The following is a 22170-nucleotide window of genomic DNA, read 5'->3' on the forward strand; positions in this document are numbered from 1 at the left end:
CGGCGCTTCTACCGAAGGAAGTTCAAGGCTCACGCCGCCTCCCGGAACAGATGGCCACGGGGGCGACCCTGTGCGGCGAGGGCCGCGTCCGCGGCGCCGACCCCGCTGCGAACTGCGCTTTCCATCGTCGCGGGCCATCCGGTGGAGGTCCATGCACCGGCCAAGTAGAGGCCGGGTGCACGGGTGCGCGCGGCGGGCCGCAGGGCGCCCGTTCCGGGCGTGGGCGCGAAGGTGGCCGTGCGCTCCCGGGTCACGAAGAAGTCGAGGACGCGCGCGCCCCGCGCGGCGGGCAGCAGCCTCTCCAGTTCGGGCAGGTAGCGCTCGCGCAGTGCGGCGACGGGCTGGTCGATGTCGTCCTGGGCCGCGGACTGGGACACGGCCAGGTACTGGCCCTCGGTCAGTCCGGACGCCTCGGTGCGGTCGAAGACCCACTGCACCGGCGAGCCGAGCGCGGTGAAGAAGGGACGTTTGAGCACCTTGCGGTCGTACACCACGTGCAGGTTCAGGATCGGCGCGGTGCCGATGCCGAGCAGCCGCTCCGGGTCGTCGAGCGCGCCGTCCGGCAGCAGGTCGTACGTCTCGCGCTGCGGCACGGCGAGCACCACGGTGTCGGCGGTGAGGATCTGGCCGGAAGTGTCGGGTCCCTCGGGAACCTCCACCGCCCAACGTCCGTTCTCCGTACGGGAGATGGAGGTGACGCGTGTACGGAGTCCGGTGGTCACGCCCGCTGAGTCGAGCGCCTTGCGGGCCAAAGTGTCGTGGAGCTCGCCGAGGGGCACCCGGGCCCAGCCGATGTCGGCGGCGCCGGGATCGGACAGCAGCCCGGTCTTGAACACCATGGCGGCCAGCGCGAGCGAGCACTCGCCCGCCACCGCGTTCAGGGTCGCGACCCCGACCAGGTCCCACAGCGCCTCGATGGCCCTCTCCGACTGGCCGTGCTCGGCGAGCCAGGAGCCGAAGTCCCGCTCGTCGAGCGCCGGATCCTTCAGATCGAGGCCCTTGAGGGCGAGCGCGGCCCGTCCGACGTTGGCCCGCTCGGTCAGCGACAGATGCGGGTACGTGGCCAGGCTCTTGGCCAGATGCAGCGGTACGGGCAGCGCGTTCCGCCGCAGCCGTCCGAGCTGATTGCGGTCGGCGTCGAGAACGGGCACGTCGAGACGATCCTGCAGCGGTGCGAGGTCCGTGGCGTCGATGCGGTCCAGGAACCAGCGGTAGGCGGTGCAGCAGCGCAGGTACACGTGCTGGCCGTTGTCGACGGTGAGGTCGCCGCGCTTGAAGGAGAAGGCGAGCCCGCCGAGCCGGGGGCGGCCCTCCAGGAGCGTGACGTCCATGCCGCCGTCGGCGAGGGCGAGCGCGGCCGTGATCCCCGCGAGCCCGCCGCCGACGACCACCGCGACGGGCTGTCGCGGTTCGTCGGACGACGCCTCTGCGTGGCTGCTCATGCGCCCTCCCCCTCGGTGCTTCTGATGGTGCGTACGGCCAGCGTGCGGCGGGTTTCGACGGATGTGACGAACCCACGTCCGGCCGTTGCATGCAGGGACGCCGCGTCGCCTCGGAGGGTTGCCCGCCGCTTCGCGATCGCCGTGCCGTCGAGAACACCGCGCCCCAGCATGCCCATCAGACGCGCCTCCTGAGAGCGGTGCGGGACGACGCGCGGGAGACGGTCCGGGCATCGAGCCCGGACAGGCCGCGCACGGCGACGTAGGCCTTCTCGTGCCCGGGCAGCGAGACGCGGCCGCGCAGCACGGCCTCCGGCTCGCGCTCGATGCGGTCGAGCAGGCGCCGGTAGATGCCGGCCATGGCGGCGACACAGGCCCCGGAGCGCCGGTCGAGCAGGGGCAGCAGTTGGTATCCCTCGGCGAACAGGGCGCGGGCACGCCGCACCTCGAAGTGCACGAGCCCGGCGAAGTCCGAGCCCGCGGGCGGCACCGCCGAGTCGAATCCGGCCGAGCAGCCGAACTTGGCGAGGTCGTCGGCGGGCAGATAGGTGCGCCCGTCGGCGGCGTCCTCGCGGACGTCGCGCAGGATGTTGGTCAGCTGGAGCGCGAGCCCGAGCGTGTCGGCGTACTCCGCCGCGCGCTCGGCGCCCCGGGCTCCTGGCTCGGTGCCGAACACGCCGAGGGAGACCCGTCCGATGGCGCCGGCGACGCACCGGCAGTACACCTTCAGGTCGTCCCAGGTCTCGTACGTCTCGCCGCGCAGGTCCATCAGGACGCCGTCGATGAGTTCGTCGAGCCCGCCGAGCGGGATCGGGAACCGGTCGGCGGCGTGCGCGAGGGCGACGGCCACCGGGTCGGTGTCGTCCTCCTCGACCTTGCCCGACTGCACCCGGGCGAGCAGCGCCCGGGTCTCGTCGAGCCGCTCGGCCTTGACGTCCGGCGGCAGCGTGCCGTCGCCGATGTCGTCGACGCGACGCGAGAACGCGTACACGGCCGACATGGCCCGTCGCTTCGCGGTCGGCAGCAGGCGGATGCCGTAGGCGAAGTTGCGCGCCTGTTGGCCGGTCACGGTCTCGCAGTAGCTGTATGCGGCGAGCACCGGTGCCGACACGTGCTGGTCAGACTCCACGGCCTTGCTCACCCCTCTCCTCGCAGAGTCGCTCCCACCTCGCGCAGCAGCCGGAGCTTGGTGGGCTTCGGTGGTCCAGGTAGGACGTCGTACTTCTCGGCGGTGATCGCGTGGACCGCCGCCTTCCCCCCTGCCACGAAACCGGCCAGCAGCAGCTTCAGCCTGCCGTGGACGCTACCCACGAGGGGGGTGCCTTCATTCAAGAGCCGCAGGGCGCGATCCGCTTCGTACGCGACCAGCGCGCGCACCGATGCGCCCGCGGTCGGTGCGGCGAGATGCGCCTCTTGGACGTGGAACTTTTTCATGTCCTCGGCAGGCAGGTAGATGCGGTCGCGGCCGAGATCCTCGGCCACGTCCTGGAGGTGTTCGACGATCTGCAGTCCGGTGCAGACCGCGTCCGAGCGGCGGATCCGCTCGGGAGTCGAGGTGCCGGTGATGGCGAGGACGAGCCGGCCCACGGGGTTGGCGGACAGCTCGCAGTAGGCGAGCAGGTCGTCGTAGGTCTCGTAGCGCGTGACGAGCTGGTCCTGACGGTTGGCCTGGAGCAGGCCGAGGAACGGCTCGGGGGGCAGGGAGCGGCGGCGCACGGTGGGCTGCAGGGCGGCCAGCAGCGGGTGCTGCGGCGTGCCGTCGAAGACGCGGTGCAGGTCTGCTTCCAGGGCGTCCAGCATCACCAGCCGGTCGTCCGCCTGTTCGGGTGAAACACCGAGCCGGCGGGCGTCGGCGCCGCCGGGGGCGAGGTCTCCGTCGCCGATGTCGTCGACCAGGCGCGCGTATCCGTACACGGCCATCAGGTCGTCGCGCCAGGCGCGCGGCAGGAAGGCCGGGGCCACCGGGAAGTTCTCGTCGGCGGCCTTGTCGAGGGTGGCGTCCGTCGTGGAGTCCGGGCGCACACGAGAGGATGCGCTCACCGGGTGCGGTCCGCTTCCGGAACGACGGCGAAAGCCTCGTGGACCTGGAGAGTTTCCGTAGCCATTGCCGTCACATCTCCCGTTCTACACTGCGGACCCAATACATCCCATTTCGGACACGCCGCCCGGCAGTCCGCGCGGTCACCCCACCCCCCGACGAGCCGGGAGAGCGTGCATTATGGCCCCACTTGCCGCGATTCGGCACCGGTACAGCTTACGTTGTACAACGACGGCCGCCACGTCGGGGTGTTCTGCACATCACAACAACACACCGATTGGCGCCAAGATTCCCTGGCGGCAAGGAAGTTGACCTCTCCTTGACCATGATCGGGGATTTAGGTGCGGAGTACAGACATCCGGGGAGGAAACCCGGAAGGCCCCACCGCCATGAGCCGGTGGGGCCTTAAGACGCCGGAGGCGGGTTCGCGGGTTACTTGCCCGTGAACTTCTCGTACTCCTTGAGTACCTCGGCTGTCGGACCGTCCATACGCAGTTCCCCGCGCTCCAGCCACAGGACGCGGTCGCAGGTGTCGCGGATGGACTTGTTGTTGTGGCTGACCAGGAAGACCGTGCCGGCCTCCTTGCGCAGCTCACGGATGCGCGCCTCGGAACGCTTCTGGAACTTTCGGTCGCCCGTGGCCAGCGCCTCGTCGATCATGAGGACGTCGTGGTCCTTGGCCGCCGCGATGGAGAAGCGCAGTCGCGCCGCCATGCCGGACGAATACGTCCGCATCGGCAGGGTGATGAAGTCGCCCTTCTCGTTGATGCCCGAGAAGTCGACGATGTCCTGGTAGCGCGACCGGATCTCCTCGCGCGACATGCCCATCGCGAGGCCGCCGAGGATGACGTTGCGCTCGCCGGTCAGGTCGTTCATCAGAGCCGCGTTCACACCGAGCAGGGAGGGCTGGCCGTCGGTGTAGACCTTGCCCTTCTCGGCGGGCAGCAGGCCCGCGATGGCGCGCAGCAGCGTCGACTTGCCGGAGCCGTTCGAACCGATGAGGCCGATCGCCTCGCCGCGGTAGGAGGTGAAGGAGACGCCGCGCACCGCGTGCACCTTGCGCACTCCGCGCTCCTCGCCGCGCTTGAGTATCCGGCTCAGCGCGGAGGTGGCACTGCCCTTGCCCGTCTTCGCGCCGTTGACGCGGTAGACGATGTGCAGTTCGTCGGCGATGACCGTGGGGATCCGGGCATCGGCGGTCTTGTCGAGATCAGCCACGGCCGTACCGCTCCTCTGCCTTCCAGAAGTAGATGAAGCCCACGCCCGCGAAGAGGACGGCCCAGCCCGCGGCGAAGGCCCACACGTGCGGCGGCAGGTACTTGTGGCCGTACCCGTCGCTGCGCAGGAACGCGTAACGGATCAGGTCCATGTAGATGGAGGCCGGGTTCCACTGGAGGACGTCGGAGAGCCAGCTCGGCGCGTTCTTGTCCTTGAGCATCGCGGGGATGCTGAACATGACGCCCGAGGCGTACATCCAGGTGCGCATCACGAAGGGCATCAGCTGCGCCAGGTCGGGCGTCTTGCTGCCCGCGCGGGCGAAGATCAGCGCGAGGCCCATGTTGAAGCCGAACTGGAGCACCAGGGCGGGGACCACCAGGAGCCAGGAGAGCGCCGGCATGACGCCGAAGCCGAGCGTGACGACGACCAGCACGATCATCGAGAACAGCAGCTGCTGGAGCTGCTGGAGCGCGAACGAGATCGGCAGCGAGGCCCGCGGGAAGTGCAGCGCCCTGACGAGGCCCAGGTTGCCGGAGATGGCTCGTACGCCCGCCATGACCGAGCTCTGGGTGAACGTGAAGACGAAGACGCCCGTCACCAGGAAGGGCACGTAGATGTCGTGCGGGATGCCCTTCCTTCCGCCCAGCAGCAGGCCGAAGATGAAGAAGTAGACCGCCGCGTTCAGCAGCGGGGTCGCCACCTGCCAGACCTGGCCGAGTTTGGCCTGGCTGTACTGGGCGGTCAGCTTCGCCTGGGAGAAGGCGATGATGAAGTGCCGTCGGCCCCACAGCTGGCGTAGGTACTCGCTCAGACCGGGACGGGCACCGCTGACGGACAAGCCGTACTTGGCGGCGAGCTCGGCAGGGGAGAGCCCGTCGTCGGGCGACGGGGACGCGCTCACCGCGACTCCGCCGTCATGCGTTGTCTCACTCACAGAAGGGAACTTTCGTCTACAAAAGCGCAGCCTGGTCGGGCATCGGCACAAGCAGAGGACAGGTTTCGCCCCGCATGCTCTCAGAACAGAGCTTGTCAGATCACGGGAGGTCGGCCCAGTCGGGTCAGCCGCCACACGGTGCGCCACTTCATGGGGCGCCGCGGGCCGCAGGGGCTGGTCCAGCCCTCCTTGAACCCGCCGAACCAGGCCTTGAGGGCGGGGCCCGAAGGACGGCGGGCCAGGGTGAGGAGCAGCCAGACGCCCAGGTAGACCGGGATCAGGGGCGCGGGCAGATTGCGTCGGGCGAGCCAGACCCGGTTGCGGGCCACCATGCGGTGGTAGACCGCGTGCCGGGACGGGGCCGTCGTCGGGTGGTGCAGCACCATGTCGGCGCGGTAGTCGATCAGCCAGCCGGCGTCGAGGGCACGCCAGGCGAGGTCGGTCTCCTCGTGGGCGTAGAAGAACTCGCCCGGCAGCCCGCCGACCTCGGCGATGACCTGCGTGCGGCACGCGTTGGCGCCGCCCAGGAAGGTCGTCACGCGTGAGGAGCGCATCGGGTCCGCGGCCCGCAGCCGCGGGACGTGCCGGCGCTGGGTGACACCGGTGTCGGGGTCCGCGATGCGGAAGCTCACGATGCCGAGCTTCGGGTCGGCGGCGAAGGCCTCGCGGCACTTCTCGGCCGTGTCGGTGAGCGGCAGCAGGCCGTCGTCGTCCAGGAACATCAGGATGTCGACGTCACTGCCGGAGGGGCCGAACGCCTCGATCCCGACGTTGCGGCCGCCGGGGATGCCCAGGTTCTCGGGCAGCTCCACGGTCCGTACGCCCTCGGGGACCTCCGGGACCGGGGAGCCGTTGCCGACCACGACCACCTCGACCGGGTCGCCGTCCTGCTTGGCGACCGAGTCGAGGAGTGCGCGCAGCTCGGCCGGACGGTTGCCCATGGTGATGACAACCGCGCCGACCTTGGGCGCCTGCGGCCGCGTGCTCACTTCAGCCTGCTCGAAGCGAGGATCGACACGAGGTGGAGCAGGGTCTGGAGGATCGCGATGCCCGCCAGGACGGCCACACCCAGTCGCGTGAAGAACAGGTCGCCGCGGATCTGGTCCACGATCGCGAGGACCAGGATGAGCAGCGACGCCTCGATGCCGAGGATCAGACGGTGGAACTTGAGCGCGGACGCGGCCTTGCGGGCCAGCGCCATGCCGGACGCTTTGATCTCGGAGGCGGACTCCTTGACCTGCTCCTTGCCGTTCTGCGCGCGGGCCACGGCGACCAGGTCCGTCTCGGCCTTGATCATGATGGCGCCGAGCGCGGCGAGCGTGCCGAGGAAGGCCCAGAGCCAGTCGATCCGGCCCGAGCCCCACAGATCGGCGGCGCGCAGGCCGAAGCCGACCAGGACGGCGGCGTCGGTGACGTACGCGCCGACGCGGTCCATCCAGACGCCCGCCAGCGAGTACTGCTTGCGCCAGCGCGCGATCTCGCCGTCGACGCAGTCGAGCAGCAGGTACAGCTGGACCGCCACGACACCGAGGACGGCGCCCCAGATGCCCGGGACGAGCAGCGCGGGTGCCGCGAGGGCCCCACAGACCGTCATCAGGTAGGTCAGCTGGTTGGGAGTGACCTTGGTGTTCACGAGGTGGCGGTCGACACGCAGCGAGATCTCGCGCATGTAGAGCCGCCCGCCCCAGTGCTCACCGCTCCGTCGGTCCTTCACACCCGCGGGGTGAACGACCGGGCGGAGCTCAGCTACCGATGGCTTTTGCATAGTCGGCGTAGGCGTCCCTGATCTGGTCGGTGGACAGATTGAGGTGTTCGAGGATCGTGTAGCGGCCCGGACGGGTCTGCGGAGCGAACTCCACGACCTTCACGAACTCGTCCACGGTGAAGCCGATCTCCTCGGGCAGCACGGGCAGTCCGTGACGGCGCAGCACCTCGGTCATGTACGCGGACTGCTCACGGGCACCGCGCAGGTGCATCGCGAAGGCCGCGCCGAGACCGCACTGCTCGCCGTGGCTGGCGGCGCGCTTGGGGTAGAGGAGGTCGAAGGCGTGGTTGATCTCGTGGCAGGCGCCGGAGGCGGGCCGCGAGTCGCCGGAGACCGACATGGCGATGCCGGTGAGGACCAGGCCCTCGGCGAGCACCTGGAGGAAGTCGTCGTCGCCGACGCCGCCGGGGTGGCGCAGGACGGCCTCGCCGGCCTGGCGGGCCATGGCGGCCGCGAGCCCGTCGATGTCCTCGCCGCGCTCGCGTGCGGCGAGCTCCCAGTCCGCGATCGCGGAGATGTTGGACACGGCGTCGCCGATGCCGGAGCGCACGAAGCGGACCGGGGCCTCACGGATGATGTCGAGGTCGATGACGACGGCGATCGGGTTCGGCACGCCGTAGCTGCCGCGGCCCGCGTCGTTGTCGAGGGTCGCGACCGGCGAGCACAGGCCGTCGTGCGACAGGTTCGTCGCGACGGCGACCAGCGGCAGACCGACCCGGGCCGCGGCGAACTTGCCGCAGTCGATGATCTTGCCGCCGCCGAGGCCGACGATGGCGTCGAAACGGCCCGCCTTCTTGATGTCGTCGGCGAGCTTGACGGCGTCGTCGAGCGTGCCGCCGCCGACCTCGAACCATTCGGCCGTGGGCAGCGACGGTTCGAGGCGGGCCCGCAGGGCGGCGCCGGAGCCACCGCTGATCGCGATGGCCAGGCACCCCTGCGACGACGAGATCCTCTGGTCGGCGAGGACCGTGGCCAGGTCGTTGAGGGCCCCCGGCCGGATGTCGACGACGACCGGCGAGGGAATCAGCCTCGTCAGTACTGGCACGCGATCTCCCGTGCCTTGGCGAGGTCGTCGTGGTTGTCGATCTCGACCCAGCTGACGTCGCCGATGGGCGCGAAGTCGATCTTGAAGCCGCGGTTCACGAGCTCCTGGTAGCCGTCCTCGTAGTACAGCTGCGGGTCGCGCTCGTACGTGGCCTTCAGGGCGTCGGCCAGCTCGTCGGCGGCCTCGCCCTCGATGAGGGTGACGCCGATGTACTCGCCGGTGGCCTCGGACGGGTCCATCAGCTTCGTGATCTTCTGGACGCCCGCCTCGGGGTCGGCGACGACCTTCATCTCCTCGTCGCCGAGGTTCTTCACGGTGTCCAGGGCGAGAATGATCTTCTTGCCGTCGCCGCGGGCGGCGAGCAGCGTCTTCTCGACGGAGACCGGGTGCACGGTGTCGCCGTTGGCGAGGATCACCGTGTGCTTGATGGCGTCACGGCCGCACCACAGCGAGTAGGCGTTGTTCCACTTCTCGGCGACGTCGTTCTCGATCAGCGTCAGCTTCAGGCCGTACTTCGCCTCGAGGGCCGCCTTGCGCTCGTAGACGACCTCCTTGCGGTAGCCGACGATGATGCCGACCTCGGTGAGGCCGATCTCCGCGAAGTTCTTCAGGGTGAGGTCGAGGACGGAGAGCTCGTTCTCGGTTCCCTCGCCCGCGACGGGCACGAGCGCCTTGGGAAGCGTCTCGGTGTAGGGGCGAAGCCGGCTGCCGGCGCCGGCGGCCAGGACGAGGCCGATCATGCGGGTTCTCCTTCATCGTGTACGGCGGGTGCTCCAGCAGAGACCCAGAAGCGGATGCTCTCTGCGAGCACCACGAGTGCCACGAGCACGGCGAGGGCCGTGAGCGCGACGGTGAAATCTGTGGACGTGAGAGTTGCGGCCACCGCTGTGACCACCAGCGTGCGTCCCTCGTGCCCGCCGATCGCCCGCACCAGCCAGTGCGGGGGCGCTCCGGCGTCACCACGGATGCGGTACACCGTGTCGTAGTGATGGTAGGCGACCGCGGCCACCAGTCCGAAAGCCGCGGGCAAGGCTCCGTTCACGTCCGCGCGGGCCGCGAGGACCAGGACGGTCAGATACTCGGAGGCCCGGAAGATCGGGGGAACGAGCCAGTCGAGGGCGCCCTTGAGGGGGCGGGCGACGGCGAGTCCGGACGTGACGCAGTACACGGCGGCGGCGAGCACCGGCCAGGCGCTGCCGAAGTCGGTGAAGGCGCTGACCGCGACGACGGCCGCGCCGCCGAGCGCGGCGACGACGGGGGCCGCGGCGCTCTTGCCGACCCGGGCGATCGCCTGGGCGAGCGGGCCGGAGTCGGCCAGCTCGGCGAGGGCCGCGGCGGCTCGGTCGGTGCGCCGCGCCTTGCGGGTCAGCGAGCGCAGGACGCGGCCCGCGGTGGTGTAGCAGGCGGCGAGCGCGCAGCCCACGAGGAGGACCCAGAAGGTGATGCGCGGGGTGGTCAGCGCGGTGAAGATCGCGATGAGTGCCCAGCGTTCGCCGATCGGCAGCACTATCATCCGGCGCACCCAGACCGTCCAGCCGACGCTGTCGAGCTTGTCGGAGAGGGCGGCGGTGGGGCTCGTGTTGGCGTCCGCGTCGTGGTTCGCCTCGTTGAAGGAGAAGTCGACGACGTGGCGGCAGGTCTGGAGGACCATCGCGCCGAGCGCCAGGGCCCACACGTCGTCGCCGGTCGCGTTCGCCGCGCCGAGTGCGAGGCCCGCGTAGTAGGCGTACTCCTTGGCGCGGTCGAAGGTCGCGTCCAGCCAGGCGCCGAGGGTCGAGTACTGCAGCGAGTAGCGGGCGAGCTGCCCGTCGGTGCAGTCCAGGACGAAGGAGAAGAGCAGCAGCAGGCCCGCCGCGACGAAGCCGGGGCGGGTGCCGGTGGCCGCGCAGCCCGCCGCGACGAGCGCGGTGAGCAGCGACGCGGTGGTGACCTGGTTCGGGGTCAGGCCGCGGCGTGCGCACCAGCGCGCGATGTAGCGGGAGTACGGGCTGATGCAGTACGTGGTGAAGAACCCGTCCCGCGCCTTGACCGCGGTGCGCAGCCGGATCGCCTCGTCGTCGACGGCGGCGACGCGCTGGCGGGCCTCGTTGCGGGCCTGCGGGTCGTGCGGCACGGCGGCGACGAGTTCACCGAGGACGGGGCGGTGCACATCGGTGCCGGCCGCCTCCAGGCTCTTGGCGACGGCGTCGGGTGCGACGCCGTTCTCCGCGACGGCCCGGTTCAGCGCCTGTCGGGCCGTGGGCTGCACGGTGACGGCGCCGGGGACGGCCGAGGCGGCGAAGCGGGGGTCGGTGAGGCCGAGGCGCAGGGCGTGGACATGGCCCACGAAGCCCGCGTCGACGACCGCGACCCGCTGGTCGCCGGGGACGGTCGCGAGCGCCGCTCGGGCGTCCGCCGCGTCCGGGGCGAGCCGTACGTCGAAGCCGAGGGCCCGAAGATCGCCCTCCAGGGGCGACCCGGGAACCGGCTGACCGGTGACGATGGCGGTCGACAGACGAACTCACTCCTCGGGTGCCGACGCGAGCGCGCCGGGCTCATGCAGGAAGGGGGCGCCCTGCACCCCTGTACCCCTGTTCGAAAAGGGCTGGGCCGGGCGGCATGTCGGCAGAGGCTATCGGATGATCTGAAGCAGACGTTCACCGCCCGTTTACGGCCCGATCGGCCTCTGTCCCACGCGGTCAGCGTTGCCGAGACCGCCCGGTCATCATTGTCGATCAAGGCCCCGGGCCACAAACCCGGGGCGGGGCGTGACCGGCTCAGGGCGTGTGTCGAGAGTTCCGTCGTTCGCCCGGAGGGCGGGCCTCGCGGGGTCTGGTGTGTGCGATCGCAAGGCGCCGGAGCGTCCTCATAGCGGAGCCGTGCGGACGTTTCGGCAACGCCGCGAGCGTGCGTGCCAGACCCCGCGAGGCAGACGGAACTCTCGACACACGCCCTTAGGGTGGTGCGTCATGACATGGCTGATCACCGGCGGAGCCGGATACATCGGGGCACACGTCGCACGGGCGATGGCCGCAGCGGGCGAACGTGTCGTCGTGCTCGACAACGTGACGTCGGGGGTGCCCGACCGGTTGCCGGCGGAAATCCCGCTGGTGCGCGGCTCGGCGACGGACGCGGAGCTTGTGGCCCGGGTGTGCGCCGAGCACGAGGTGGCCGGTGTCGTGCACTTGGCCGCGCAGAAGCAGGTCGGCGAATCGGTCGAGCGGCCCGAGCTGTACTACCGGGAGAACGTCGGCGGGCTCGCCACGCTCCTGGAGGCGGTCGCCGCGGCGGGCGTGCGCCGGTTCGTGTTCTCGTCGTCGGCCGCCGTCTACGGCAACCCGGACATCCCCGTCTCGGACCTGATCACCGAGTCGACGCCTTGCGCGCCGGTGAATCCGTACGGCGAGACGAAGCTCGCGGGCGAGTGGCTGGTGCGGGCGGCAGGGCACGCGCACGGGATGGCGACCGTCTGTCTGCGCTACTTCAACGTGGCGGGCGCCGCCGAGCCCGCGCTCGCCGACATCGGTGTGTTCAACGTGATCCCGATGGTCTTCGACCGGCTCACGCGGGGCGAGGCGCCGCGGATCTTCGGCGACGACTACCCGACGCCGGACGGCACCTGCGTCCGTGACTACATCCATGTCGCGGACCTCGCGGAGGCGCATCTGTCGGCGGCGCGCCGGCTCTCCCGTCCGGACGCGAGCGGCGATCTGACCCTGAACATCGGCACCGGCCAGGGTGTTTCCGTCCGCGAACTGGTCGATGTGATCGCCGAGGTGACGGGTGACCCCAGGCCCGCGCTCGTCGAGCCGCGCCGGGCCGGGGACGCGCCGCGCGCGGTGGGGTCGTCGGCGCTGGCCGAGAAGGAGCTGGACTGGTCGGCGTCGCACGGCGTGCGCGAGATGGTCGCATCGGCCTGGGCCGGCTGGTGCCTGCGGCACCCCGAGGCGCGCGCCGACTGATCCCGGCACCGCTCGGCGGCGGCCCTTGAATCGCGTATCCGCGCAGGTCACAGCAGATGACAACGGTGTTCAGTGCAGTGTTTGCGGATACCCCCCTCCCGTAGTTCACTGTGATCGCCGCCCCGGTGCGGGGCGGCTCGGCGGGCCGATGCGGAGGGCGGTGCGGTTCCATGGGTGCCGGACACGATCACGGGCACGGTCGCGGGGCCGCTACGGGGACGACGGGGACGGCCGCCTCCGCCCATCGCGGGCGGCTGCGCGTCGCGCTCGCCATCACGGTGACCGTGATGGTGGTGGAGATCGTCGGTGGCCTCGTGGCCGACTCGCTCGCCCTGATCGCGGACGCCGCCCACATGGCGACGGACGCGCTGGGGCTCGCGATGGCCCTGCTGGCGATCCACTTCGCGAACCGCCCGGCCGGCGAGCAGCGCACTTTCGGGTACGCCCGCGCCGAGATCCTGGCCGCGCTCGCCAACTGTCTGCTGTTGCTGGGCGTGGGCGGCTACGTCCTGTACGAGGCCGTCCAGCGCTTCATGGAGCCGGCCGAGACGGCGGGCGGCACGACGATCGTCTACGCCCTGATCGGCCTGGTCGCGAACATGATCTCGCTCTCCCTGCTGGTGAAGGGGCAGCAGGAGAGCCTGAACGTGCGGGGCGCTTTCCTGGAGGTCGCCGCGGACGCCCTCGGCTCCGTCGCGGTGCTCGTCTCCGCGACGGTCATCCTCACGACGGGCTGGCAGGCCGCCGACCCGATCGCGTCCCTCGTCATCGGCCTCATGATCGTCCCGCGCACGGTGAAGCTGCTGCGGGAGACCCTGGACGTCCTGCTGGAGTCCGCACCCAAGGGCGTCGACATGGCCGAGGTCAGGGAGCACATCCTTGCCCTGCCCGGCGTGACGGACGTCCACGATCTGCACGCCTGGACCATCACCTCGGGCATGCCGGTGCTCTCCGCGCACGTGGTCGTCTCCTCGGAGGCGCTCGGCACCCTCGGGAACGAGAAGATGCTGCACGCCCTCCAGGAATGCCTGGGCGACCATTTCGACGTCGAGCACTGCACGTTCCAGCTGGAGCCGGGCGGTCACGCGCAGCACGAGGCGAAGTTGTGTCATTGATCACGTCGGACGGCGCGGCCGGCTGACGCGCGGGACATGCGGGACGCGAAGCGGAGCGTGACTGTCCGTCCCGTACGGCAGACTTGGGGTCAGAAGACCGAAGCGAAGGATGGGTATGCCGACCACACCTGCCACAACGGCGAACAACGCGTCGAACGGCACCGCAGAAGCGATCTTGCTGGAACTCGTCGACGAGGACGGCAGGACGATCGGCACCGCGGAGAAGCTCGCCGCGCACCAGGCGCCGGGTCAACTGCACAGAGCCTTCTCGGTCTTCCTCTTCGACGAGCAGGGGCGGATGCTGCTCCAGCAGCGGGCGCTGGGCAAGTACCACTCCCCCGGCGTGTGGTCGAACACCTGCTGCGGACACCCGTACCCGGGCGAGGCCCCGTTCGCGGCCGCCGCCCGACGCACGTTCGAGGAGCTGGGTGTCTCGCCGTCGCTGATGGCGGAGGCCGGCACCGTGCGCTACAACCACCCGGACCCCGATTCGGGTCTGGTGGAGCAGGAGTTCAATCACCTTTTCGTGGGAATGGTGCAGTCCCCGCTCGACCCGGATCCGGAGGAGGTCGGGCAGACGGTGTTCGTGACCGCCGAGGAACTGGCAGAGCGGCACGCCAAGGACCCGTTCTCCTCGTGGTTCATGACCGTGCTGGACGCCGCGCGTCCGGCGGTCAAGGAGCTGACGGGTCCCTCCGCGGGCTGGTGACGCTCAGGGCTGCGCGGGCTTGAGGGGCAGGGCGGCCCAGATGACCTTGCCCCCGCTCGCGGTGTGCTCGACGTCGCAGACGCCGCCCGCCTCCGCGGTGATCTCCCGTACGAGGAGCAGCCCGCGGCCACCGGTCTGACCGCTGGTGGCCTCAAGAGCCGTGGGGCGGTAGGGGTGGTCGTCCTCCACGGAGACCCGCACCCACTCCGCGCCCACGGCGACCTCGACGGCGAGCATCGGAGAGAGCAGCGCGGCGTGCTTGACCGCGTTGGTCACCAGCTCGGAGACGATCACGAGCAGCCCGTGCACCAGGTCGTCCGGGGCGGGTACTCCCTGCCGGGCGAGCAGTTCGCGCACCGCCCGCCGGGCCTGCGGTACCGACGCGTCGACCGCCTGCGCCGTGAACCGCCACACCCCCTCGTACGGCAACGGCCCGCCCGCGGCATGCTCGGGGGGCGCGCTCCCGTGGTCGTTCATCGTCCGGTCCCCGCCCTTGCGCTCGATTGTCACCACGCTTTGAGTGTTGAGAATCCGCTGGTCCGGACCGCCGGACTGACCAGAAGTCAGCGACTATCGGCGGAATTTGATCGTCGAAGCATGTCGGCGTCGGATGTGCGACTGATCCTGTCCCGGTTGTTCCTCTTTCGGGTGCTCTTCAGTTTGAAGTACGAGAGGTGCCGGACGACCGGGGCCCCGCAGGGACCCCTTCTTGATCGTCCGGCGGGGCGGGCTGGATACCATCCGCGGCATGTCCCCTGCACCGTCCCTCACACACTCGGTGACCGACGCCGTCGCCACCGTCGTCATCGACCATCCGGCCAGGCGCAATGCCATGACCGCCGGCATGTGGGCCGCGCTGCCGCCGCTGCTCGACGACCTGGCCGCGGATCCTGCCGTACGTGTCCTGGTCCTGACCGGCGCCGGTGACACCTTCTGCGCCGGGGCCGACATCTCCACGCTCGTCGACGACGCGGGCGCCGCGCAGGGGCTGGCGGTCGCCGCCGAGGAGGCGCTGGCCGCCTTCCCGAAGCCGACCCTGGCGGCGGTCCGCGGGTTCTGCGTGGGCGGCGGCTGCCAGTTGGCGGCCGCCTGCGATCTGCGGTTCGCGGCCGGGAGCGCGCTGTTCGGGGTGACTCCGGCGAAGCTCGGGATCGTCTACCCGGCATCCTCGACCCGGCGCCTCACGTCGCTGGTGGGCCCGGCGAGCGCCAAGTACCTCCTGTTCTCCGGCGAGTTGATCGGCACCGAGCGGGCGCTGCGCACGGGCCTCGTCGACGAGGTCCTGGCCGAGGCCGAACTCGACAAGCGCGTGGCCGAGTTCACGCGCGTCCTCGTCAGCCGCTCGCAACTGACGCAGGCGGCGGCCAAGGAGTTCACGGCGGGCCGCACCGACCGGGACGCGTACTGGGCACAGCAGGCGCGCGGCAGCGGCGACACCGCGGAGGGCGTCGCCGCGTTCCTGGAGCGCCGGGCGCCGCGCTTCAGCTGGACCGCGACTTCCTGAACCTCGCCACCAGGTGGGCCGGCGCAGTGGCGTTCTCCCCACCTTTTTCGCCCTCGTCGGCTCCCCCGTATACCCAGACGTACCGACCGGTCGGTAACGTACGGGGATGACTCCTGACCCGCGCCTGCGCGCCGCCCGCCGCTGCCACAACGTGCTCAATCCGTTCCACTCGACGCACTACTTCTCGCCCGATCTGGCGCGGGAACTGGCCGCCGTCGGTGTCACGGACCGCAACGCCGCCTACTTCGCGGCGCGTTCGGCGGCCATGGGGGCCGTCGGCGCCGGCACCGTGTCGGCCGCCTTCTACAACTTCAAGCACGACCTGGTGGCGCGGCATGTGCCCGCGGTGTGGCAGGCCGCCTCGCCCGAGGTCGTGCTCGCCGCACGCGCGCGTGCCGTCGACACGACGCTGCGCCGGCTGCTCGGCGAGGAGGCGCTCGCCTCCAAGGAGATGGCCGAGGCCGCCGAACTCGCCCTGCGCGCGACCGAGGCGTGTACGCGCCACGCCCGGCCGCTGTACGCCGCGCACGCCGATCTCCCGGTCCCCGAGGAGGCGCACATGGCGTACTGGCACGCGGCAACGCTGCTGCGCGAGCACCGCGGCGACGGGCATCTCGCCGCTCTGCTCGGCGCCGGTCTCGACCCGGTGGAGGCGCTCGTCAGCCATGTCGCCACCGGCAAGGGCATGGCGCCCAAGTTCCTGCTCGCCACGCGCGGCTGGACCCGCGAGGAGTACGACGCGGCGGCCGGGCGGCTGCGGGCGCGCGGCCTGCTCACCGGGGACGAGGAGCTGACGCTCACCGAGGAGGGCGCGCGGCTGCGGTCCGGGATCGAGACGCTCACCGACGAGCTGGACCGGGCGCCCTACGACCACCTCGGCGGCGCCGGGGTGACCCGTCTGACGGAGCTGGCGACCGGCTTCATCGGCACCGCGCTCGGCAACGGCGCCTTCCCGCCGGACCTGATCGGCAGGGCCGCCTGAGTCCCGCCCCGGCGGGGCCCGCCGACCGGCCGCGCGGGACCGGCCGGTCGGTGCCCTGATCCCCCGTTGTCGGTGTCACCTGCCACAATTGCCGCGCAACCTCATTCGACTTAGGCGGTACGGGATCGTGGCGACACCCACTCTTGGGTCCATCGAAGGCAGGATCGCCGAGGAAATCGGCGTACGGGAGCGGCAGGTGAAGGCCGCCGTCGACCTCCTTGACGGCGGTTCGACGGTGCCTTTCATCGCTCGTTACCGCAAGGAGGCGACGGAGTCGCTGGACGATGCCCAGCTGCGCACCCTGGAGGAGCGGCTGCGGTATCTGCGCGAGCTGGAGGAGCGGCGCACGGCTGTGCTCGACTCGGTGCGCGAGCAGGGCAAGCTGACCGAGGAGCTGGAGGCGCAGATCGTCGCCGCCGACACCAAGGCGCGCCTGGAGGACATCTATCTGCCCTTCAAGCCGAAGCGGCGCACGAAGGCGCAGATCGCGCGCGAGGCGGGCCTGGAGCCGCTGGCCGAGGGCCTGCTCGGCGACCCGTCGGTGGACCCGCAGGCGGCCGCCGCCGCGTTCGTGGACGCCGACAAGGGCGTGGCGGACGCGCAGGCCGCGCTGGACGGCGCCCGCGCGATCCTCACGGAGCGGTTCTCCGAGGACGCGGACCTGATCGGCGAGCTGCGTGAGCGCATGTGGGTGCGCGGCCGGCTCGCGGCGAAGGTGAAGTCCGGCAAGGAGGAGGCAGGCGCCAAGTTCGCCGACTACTTCGACTTCGCCGAGCCGTTCAAGGAGCTCCCCTCGCACCGTGTCCTCGCGATGCTGCGCGGCGAGAAGGAGGACGTGCTGGAGCTCGTCCTGGAGCCGGAGGAGCAGCCGGCCGAGGAGGGTCCCGGCACCACGGCGGCCTCGCCCTCGTCCTCGTACGAGCCGATCGTGGCCGACCGGTTCGGGATCCGCAATCAGGGGCGCCCGGGCGACAAGTGGCTCCAGGACACGGTCCGTTGGGCCTGGCGCACCCGCATCCTCGTCCACCTCGGCATCGACCTGCGGATGCGGCTGCGCACGGCCGCCGAGGACGAGTCGGTCAAGGTCTTCGCGGCGAACCTGCGGGACCTGCTGCTCGCCGCCCCCGCGGGCACCCGCGCGACGCTGGGCCTCGACCCCGGTTTCCGTACGGGCGTGAAGGTCGCGGTCATCGACGCGACGGGCAAGGTCGTGGCGACCGACGTCATCCACCCGCACGTCCCGGCGAACCGCTGGGACGAGGCGATCGCCAAGCTGGCGAAGCTCTCCGCGGCGCACGCGGTCGACCTGATCGCGATCGGCAACGGCACGGCATCGCGCGAGACCGACAAGCTCGCCGGTGAACTCATCACCAAGCACCCCGAGTTGAATCTCACCAAGGTGATGGTGAGCGAGGCGGGCGCCTCGGTGTACTCGGCCTCCGCGTTCGCCTCCCAGGAACTGCCCGACATGGACGTGTCGCTGCGCGGCGCCGTGTCGATCGCCCGCCGTCTCCAGGACCCGCTGGCCGAGCTGGTGAAGATCGACCCGAAGTCGATCGGTGTCGGCCAGTACCAGCACGACCTGAGCGAGGTGAAGCTGTCGCGCTCGCTGGACGCGGTGGTCGAGGACTGTGTGAACGGGGTGGGGGTGGACGTCAACACCGCCTCCGCGCCGCTCCTCGCGCGCGTGTCCGGCATCGGCGCCGGACTCGCGGAGAACATCGTGGCGCACCGCGACGCGAACGGCCCGTTCGGCAACCGCAAGGGCCTCAAGGACGTCGCCCGGCTCGGCCCGAAGGCGTACGAGCAGTGCGCGGGCTTCCTGCGCATCCAGGGCGGCGACGACCCGCTGGACGCGTCGTCCGTGCACCCGGAGGCGTACCCCGTCGTGCGGCGGATGGCGAAGTCGACCGGTGGTGGGGTCGGGTCGCTGATGGGCGACACCGGGACGCTGCGCTCGCTCAGGCCGGCCGACTATGTGGACGACAAGTTCGGGCTGCCGACCGTGACGGACATCCTGAAGGAGCTGGAGAAGCCGGGGCGCGACCCGCGGCCCGCCTTCAAGACGGCCACCTTCAAGGAAGGCGTGGAGAAGATCTCCGACCTGGAGCCGGGGATGATCCTGGAGGGTGTCGTCACGAACGTCGCGGCGTTCGGGGCGTTCATCGACATCGGCGTGCACCAGGACGGTCTCGCGCACGTGTCGGCCCTGTCGCGGACGTTCGTGAAGGACCCGCGCGATGTGGTGAAGCCCGGCGACATCGTGAAGGTGAAGGTCCAGGACGTCGACGTGCCGCGCAAGCGGATCTCGCTGACGCTGCGGCTCGACGACGAGAAGGCCTCCGGCCCGGAGCAGCGCGGGGGGCGCGGCGGTGACCGCAAGCCGCCGCGGCAGTCGAACCGGCAGGGTGGCGGCCGGGGGAACTCCGGTGGCGGTGGGAACTCCGGTGGCCGGGGCAATTCTGGTGGCGGGGCGACTTCTGGCGGCGGGAGGGCTTCCGGTGGCGGGGGCAAGGGGCGGCCCGCGGCCGCTCCGGCCAATTCCGCCATGGCCGATGCCTTGAAGAAGGCCGGGCTGGCGTAGCGCCGTCCTGGTGGATGTGGGTGGGGAACTGCGGGCTCGTCGTGGCTGAGCGCGCAGTTCCCCGCGCCCCTTACGGGGCGCTCACCCTCCCCGCCTTCATTTCGAAGCGCCTCGTCGTGTGGACTGCATTCAGCATCCGCCGGTCGTGAGTGACCAGGAGCAGGGTGCCCTTGTAGGAGTCGAGCGCCTGCTCCAGTTGCTCGATCGCGGGCAGGTCCAGGTGGTTCGTCGGCTCGTCCAGGACCAGGAGGTTGACGCCTCTGCCCTGGAGCAGCGCGAGTGCCGCCCGGGTGCGTTCGCCCGGGGAGAGGGTCGCCGCCGGGCGCAGCACGTGCTCCGCCTTGAGGCCGAACTTGGCGAGCAGGGTGCGCACTTCGGCCGGTTCGGTGTCGGGGACGGCCGCGCCGAACGCGTCGAGCAGCGCCTCCGGGCCGTGGAACAGCGCGCGGGCCTGGTCGACCTCGCCGACCACGACGCCCGAGCCGAGCGTCGCATGGCCCGCGTCGAGCGGGAGCCGGCCGAGGAGCGCGGCGAGCAGGGTGGACTTGCCGGAGCCGTTCGCGCCGGTGATCGCGACGCGGTCCGCCCAGTCGATCTGGAGCGTGACCGGGCCGAACGCGAAGTCCCCGCGCCGCAGTTCGGCGTCCCGGAGTGAGGCCACCACCGCGCCGGACCTCGGCGCGGCCGCGATCTCCATCCGCAGCTCCCACTCCTTGCGCGGCTCGTCGACCACGTCGAGGCGCTCGATCATGCGCTGCGTCTGGCGGGCCTTGGCGGCCTGCTTCTCGCTGGACTCGCTGCGGAACTTGCGGCCGATCTTGTCGTTGTCGGTCGCCTTGCGCCGGGCGTTCTTGACGCCCTTGTCCATCCAGGAGCGCTGCGTCTGGGCGCGGCTTTCGAGCGCCGCCTTCTTGTCGGCGTACTCGTCGTACTCGTCGCGCGCGTGGCGCCGGGCGACGTCGCGCTCCTCCAGGTAGGCGTCGTAGCCGCCGCCGTAGAGGTTGATCTGCTGCTGGGCGAGGTCGAGTTCGAGGACCTTGGTGACCGTGCGGGTGAGGAACTCGCGGTCGTGGCTGACGACGACGGTGCCCGCGCGCAGACTGCGGACGAAGCCTTCCAGCCGCTCCAGGCCGTCCAGGTCGAGGTCGTTGGTCGGCTCGTCCAGGAGGAAGACGTCGTAGCGGGACAGCAGGAGCGAGGCGAGGCCCGCCCGGGCGGCCTGGCCGCCGGAGAGCGAGGTCATCGTCTGGTCGAGGCCGACGCGCAGGCCGAGCTGTCCCGCGACCTCCTCGGCCCGCTCGTCGAGGTCGGCGCCGCCCAGGCCGAGCCAGCGCTCCAGGCTCACCGCGTAGGCGTCGTCGGCGCCGGGCGTGCCGTCGACGAGGCCCTGGGTGGCGTCGTCCATGACGCGCTGGGCCTCGGCGACGCCGGTGCGGCGGGCGAGGAACTCGCGGATCGTCTCGCCGGGGCGGCGCTCCGGCTCCTGCGGGAGATGGCCGACGGTCGCGGTCGGCGGCGAGAGCAGCAGCTCGCCCTCCTCCGGGGTGTCGAGCCCGGCGAGCAGCCGGAGCAGGGTGGACTTCCCTGCTCCGTTGGCGCCTACGAGGCCGATCACGTCGCCGGGCGCGACGACGAGGTCGAGTCCGGCGAACAGGGAGCGGTCGCCGTGGCCCGCGGCGAGGTTCTTGGCTACGAGGGTGGCAGTCATCAGGGCGTCGATCCTAATCGGGGGCGGCCGGTGCCGCTGCCGGGGCCGGTCAGCGCGCCATCGGCGCCACCAGCACGCTTCCGGTGGTGCGGGCCACGAGGAAGGACTCCCCCTTGACGGCCCTCCTGTCGAGCGGGATGCGGTGCCGGCCGGGGTCGAGCACCTCGTCGAAGACGTCGTGGGCGTGGGTGCGGTACAGGCGGTCGAGGCGGTAGGCGGTGAGCTGGACACGGCAGGTGGAGGTGACTTCGAGGCCCGCTTCGCCGTCGGCGGCGACGAGCCGGGTGAGGCGGCGCTGGGGTGCGGGGCTGCGGTCGAGGGCGCTCTCGATCTGGGCGACGAGCAGCGGGATGATCGGGGCGAGTCCGTCGACGTAGGCGATGTCGGCGCCGGCCCGGTCGAACTCGCCGCGGATGGCGGCGCGCCGGTCCTCGTCGACGGCGCGGCCGAAGGCGACTGCTCCGTAGGCGCGCAGTTCCTCCGGGGGTACGCCGGTCGCGTCCTCGGTGATGTCCGCGCCGATGCCGATGGTGCGCAGGGCGGCGGCGAGTTTGGCGAGGACGGCGACCCGGGCGCCGATGAGCAGGACCCGTCGGCGGGTGGTGGCGGGCCCTGCGGGGCTGTCGAGCAACTGGCCGAGCGCGGCCCGGTAGGCGTCGCCGCGGAAGCGGAACGGGCCTATGCCGTGGTAGCCGTTCAGCTCCAGGTCGGCCCGGTCCTCGGTCTGCCAGGCGAAGTCGCGCCACACGTAGTCGTCGCGGTCGTCGCCCGCCCGCTCGATGACGGCGGTGACGGCCCCGCACTCCAGTCCCTCGCACTCGGGGCAGCCGTAGATGATGTACCGCCCTTGGGACAGCGGCGCGTCGGCCTCCAGGAGGAGGCTTCTTACGTGGTCGGTGAAGATGGCGGGCGGGATGTCGGCGGCCAGCGGAGAGACCGCGTCGAGGTCGGAGAGCTGGAACAGCAGCGGGCGGCCGTCGACGATGAAGTCCAGGAAGTCCCGGTGGACCTGGTAGTCACCGTTGGCCAGGACTCCCCCGGCGCGCATCGCCGGGGCCAGGCCGAAGGTCGCGTACTCGGCAGACATGGTGTGAGTATCCCCACCCGGCACCCGTGTTGAGCACGGCATGACACATTCCGCTACGGTCCCGGCGTGAACAGTGATGTGAACGATGACGTGATCGTGGT

Annotated in this window: 19 protein-coding genes; 6 read left to right on the forward strand and 13 right to left on the reverse strand. The window is 71.1% G+C overall.

Features of this window, described 5'->3' with window-relative positions:
• Positions 1–29: 29 nt before the first annotated feature.
• From hpnE to ACFVDP_RS06085, 10 genes are all read right to left on the reverse strand, one after another.
• Complete coding sequence (hpnE, locus tag ACFVDP_RS06040) at positions 30–1442, reverse strand: hydroxysqualene dehydroxylase HpnE (protein WP_383483897.1); 1413 nt, start codon at positions 1440–1442, stop codon at positions 30–32.
• 175 nt (positions 1443–1617) lie between these two features.
• A complete protein-coding gene (gene hpnD, locus ACFVDP_RS06045) occupies positions 1618–2580 on the reverse strand; it encodes a presqualene diphosphate synthase HpnD (RefSeq protein WP_383483900.1) in 963 nt (320 codons plus the stop codon).
• Positions 2577–3479, reverse strand: coding sequence for a squalene synthase HpnC (gene hpnC, locus ACFVDP_RS06050; RefSeq protein WP_383483903.1), 903 nt, complete (start codon positions 3477–3479; stop codon positions 2577–2579). The genes hpnD and hpnC overlap by 4 nt, the downstream gene beginning before the upstream one ends.
• A 430-nt stretch (positions 3480–3909) precedes the next feature.
• Positions 3910–4695, reverse strand: a complete 786-nt coding sequence (locus ACFVDP_RS06055; RefSeq protein WP_383483906.1) for an ABC transporter ATP-binding protein — start codon at positions 4693–4695, stop codon at positions 3910–3912.
• A complete protein-coding gene (locus ACFVDP_RS06060) occupies positions 4688–5629 on the reverse strand; it encodes an ABC transporter permease (RefSeq protein ID WP_383483910.1) in 942 nt (313 codons plus the stop codon). Before ACFVDP_RS06060 ends, ACFVDP_RS06055 begins: the two co-directional genes overlap by 8 nt.
• A 95-nt stretch (positions 5630–5724) precedes the next feature.
• Positions 5725–6570, reverse strand: coding sequence for a glycosyltransferase family 2 protein (locus ACFVDP_RS06065; RefSeq protein ID WP_383484377.1), 846 nt, complete (start codon positions 6568–6570; stop codon positions 5725–5727).
• Positions 6571–6614: 44 nt separating this feature from the next.
• Complete coding sequence (locus tag ACFVDP_RS06070; RefSeq protein WP_383483912.1) at positions 6615–7394, reverse strand: CDP-alcohol phosphatidyltransferase family protein; 780 nt, start codon at positions 7392–7394, stop codon at positions 6615–6617.
• Positions 7372–8439, reverse strand: coding sequence for an iron-containing alcohol dehydrogenase family protein (locus ACFVDP_RS06075; protein ID WP_383483915.1), 1068 nt, complete (start codon positions 8437–8439; stop codon positions 7372–7374). The genes ACFVDP_RS06070 and ACFVDP_RS06075 overlap by 23 nt, the downstream gene beginning before the upstream one ends.
• Positions 8427–9179 carry a sugar phosphate nucleotidyltransferase gene (locus tag ACFVDP_RS06080; protein ID WP_383483918.1) on the reverse strand — a complete coding sequence of 251 codons (753 nt, stop codon included), beginning with the start codon at positions 9177–9179 and terminating at the stop codon, positions 8427–8429. Before ACFVDP_RS06080 ends, ACFVDP_RS06075 begins: the two co-directional genes overlap by 13 nt.
• Positions 9176–10933 (reverse strand): DUF5941 domain-containing protein, encoded by a 1758-nt coding sequence (locus tag ACFVDP_RS06085; protein WP_383484380.1) that lies wholly within the window; start codon positions 10931–10933, stop codon positions 9176–9178. Before ACFVDP_RS06085 ends, ACFVDP_RS06080 begins: the two co-directional genes overlap by 4 nt.
• Positions 10934–11387: 454 nt before the next feature.
• Between ACFVDP_RS06085 and galE the strand changes: the two genes are divergently transcribed.
• The 3 genes from galE to idi all read left to right on the forward strand — a co-directional run bounded on the left by galE (position 11388) and on the right by idi (position 14204).
• Positions 11388–12380, forward strand: a complete 993-nt coding sequence (gene galE, locus ACFVDP_RS06090; protein WP_383483921.1) for a UDP-glucose 4-epimerase GalE — start codon at positions 11388–11390, stop codon at positions 12378–12380.
• A 170-nt stretch (positions 12381–12550) separates the two neighbouring features.
• Entirely contained in the window at positions 12551–13495 is a 945-nt protein-coding gene (locus ACFVDP_RS06095) for a cation diffusion facilitator family transporter (protein ID WP_383483925.1), read from the forward strand.
• 115 nt (positions 13496–13610) lie between these two features.
• Positions 13611–14204, forward strand: a complete 594-nt coding sequence (gene idi, locus ACFVDP_RS06100) for an isopentenyl-diphosphate Delta-isomerase (protein ID WP_383483928.1) — start codon at positions 13611–13613, stop codon at positions 14202–14204.
• 3 nt (positions 14205–14207) lie between these two features.
• Here idi and ACFVDP_RS06105 read toward each other — a convergent pair whose 3' ends face one another.
• On the reverse strand, positions 14208–14681 hold the full coding sequence (locus tag ACFVDP_RS06105; protein ID WP_383484383.1) for an ATP-binding protein: 474 nt from the start codon (positions 14679–14681) through the stop codon (positions 14208–14210).
• A 271-nt stretch (positions 14682–14952) separates the two neighbouring features.
• Here ACFVDP_RS06105 and ACFVDP_RS06110 point away from each other — a divergent pair, with 271 nt between their 5' ends.
• The 3 genes from ACFVDP_RS06110 to ACFVDP_RS06120 all read left to right on the forward strand — a co-directional run bounded on the left by ACFVDP_RS06110 (position 14953) and on the right by ACFVDP_RS06120 (position 19274).
• On the forward strand, positions 14953–15708 hold the full coding sequence (locus ACFVDP_RS06110; RefSeq protein WP_383483931.1) for an enoyl-CoA hydratase/isomerase family protein: 756 nt from the start codon (positions 14953–14955) through the stop codon (positions 15706–15708).
• Between the two features lie 106 nt (positions 15709–15814).
• Entirely contained in the window at positions 15815–16690 is an 876-nt protein-coding gene (locus tag ACFVDP_RS06115) for a hypothetical protein (RefSeq protein ID WP_383483934.1), read from the forward strand.
• 127 nt (positions 16691–16817) lie between these two features.
• The gene (locus ACFVDP_RS06120) at positions 16818–19274 is read left to right on the forward strand and encodes a Tex family protein (RefSeq protein WP_383483936.1); all 2457 of its coding nucleotides are present in this window, start codon (positions 16818–16820) and stop codon (positions 19272–19274) included.
• A gap of 70 nt (positions 19275–19344) precedes the next feature.
• Here the strand turns inward: ACFVDP_RS06120 and ACFVDP_RS06125 are convergent, their stop codons facing one another.
• Positions 19345–20982 carry an ABC-F family ATP-binding cassette domain-containing protein gene (locus ACFVDP_RS06125; RefSeq protein ID WP_383483939.1) on the reverse strand — a complete coding sequence of 546 codons (1638 nt, stop codon included), beginning with the start codon at positions 20980–20982 and terminating at the stop codon, positions 19345–19347.
• Positions 20983–21031: 49 nt separating this feature from the next.
• Positions 21032–22069 carry an oxidoreductase gene (locus tag ACFVDP_RS06130; protein WP_383483942.1) on the reverse strand — a complete coding sequence of 346 codons (1038 nt, stop codon included), beginning with the start codon at positions 22067–22069 and terminating at the stop codon, positions 21032–21034.
• Positions 22070–22170: the final 101 nt, after the last annotated feature.

Origin of the sequence: Streptomyces sp. NPDC057694 (assembly GCF_042799415.1) — a bacterium.
Lineage (GTDB): Bacteria > Actinomycetota > Actinomycetes > Streptomycetales > Streptomycetaceae > Streptomyces.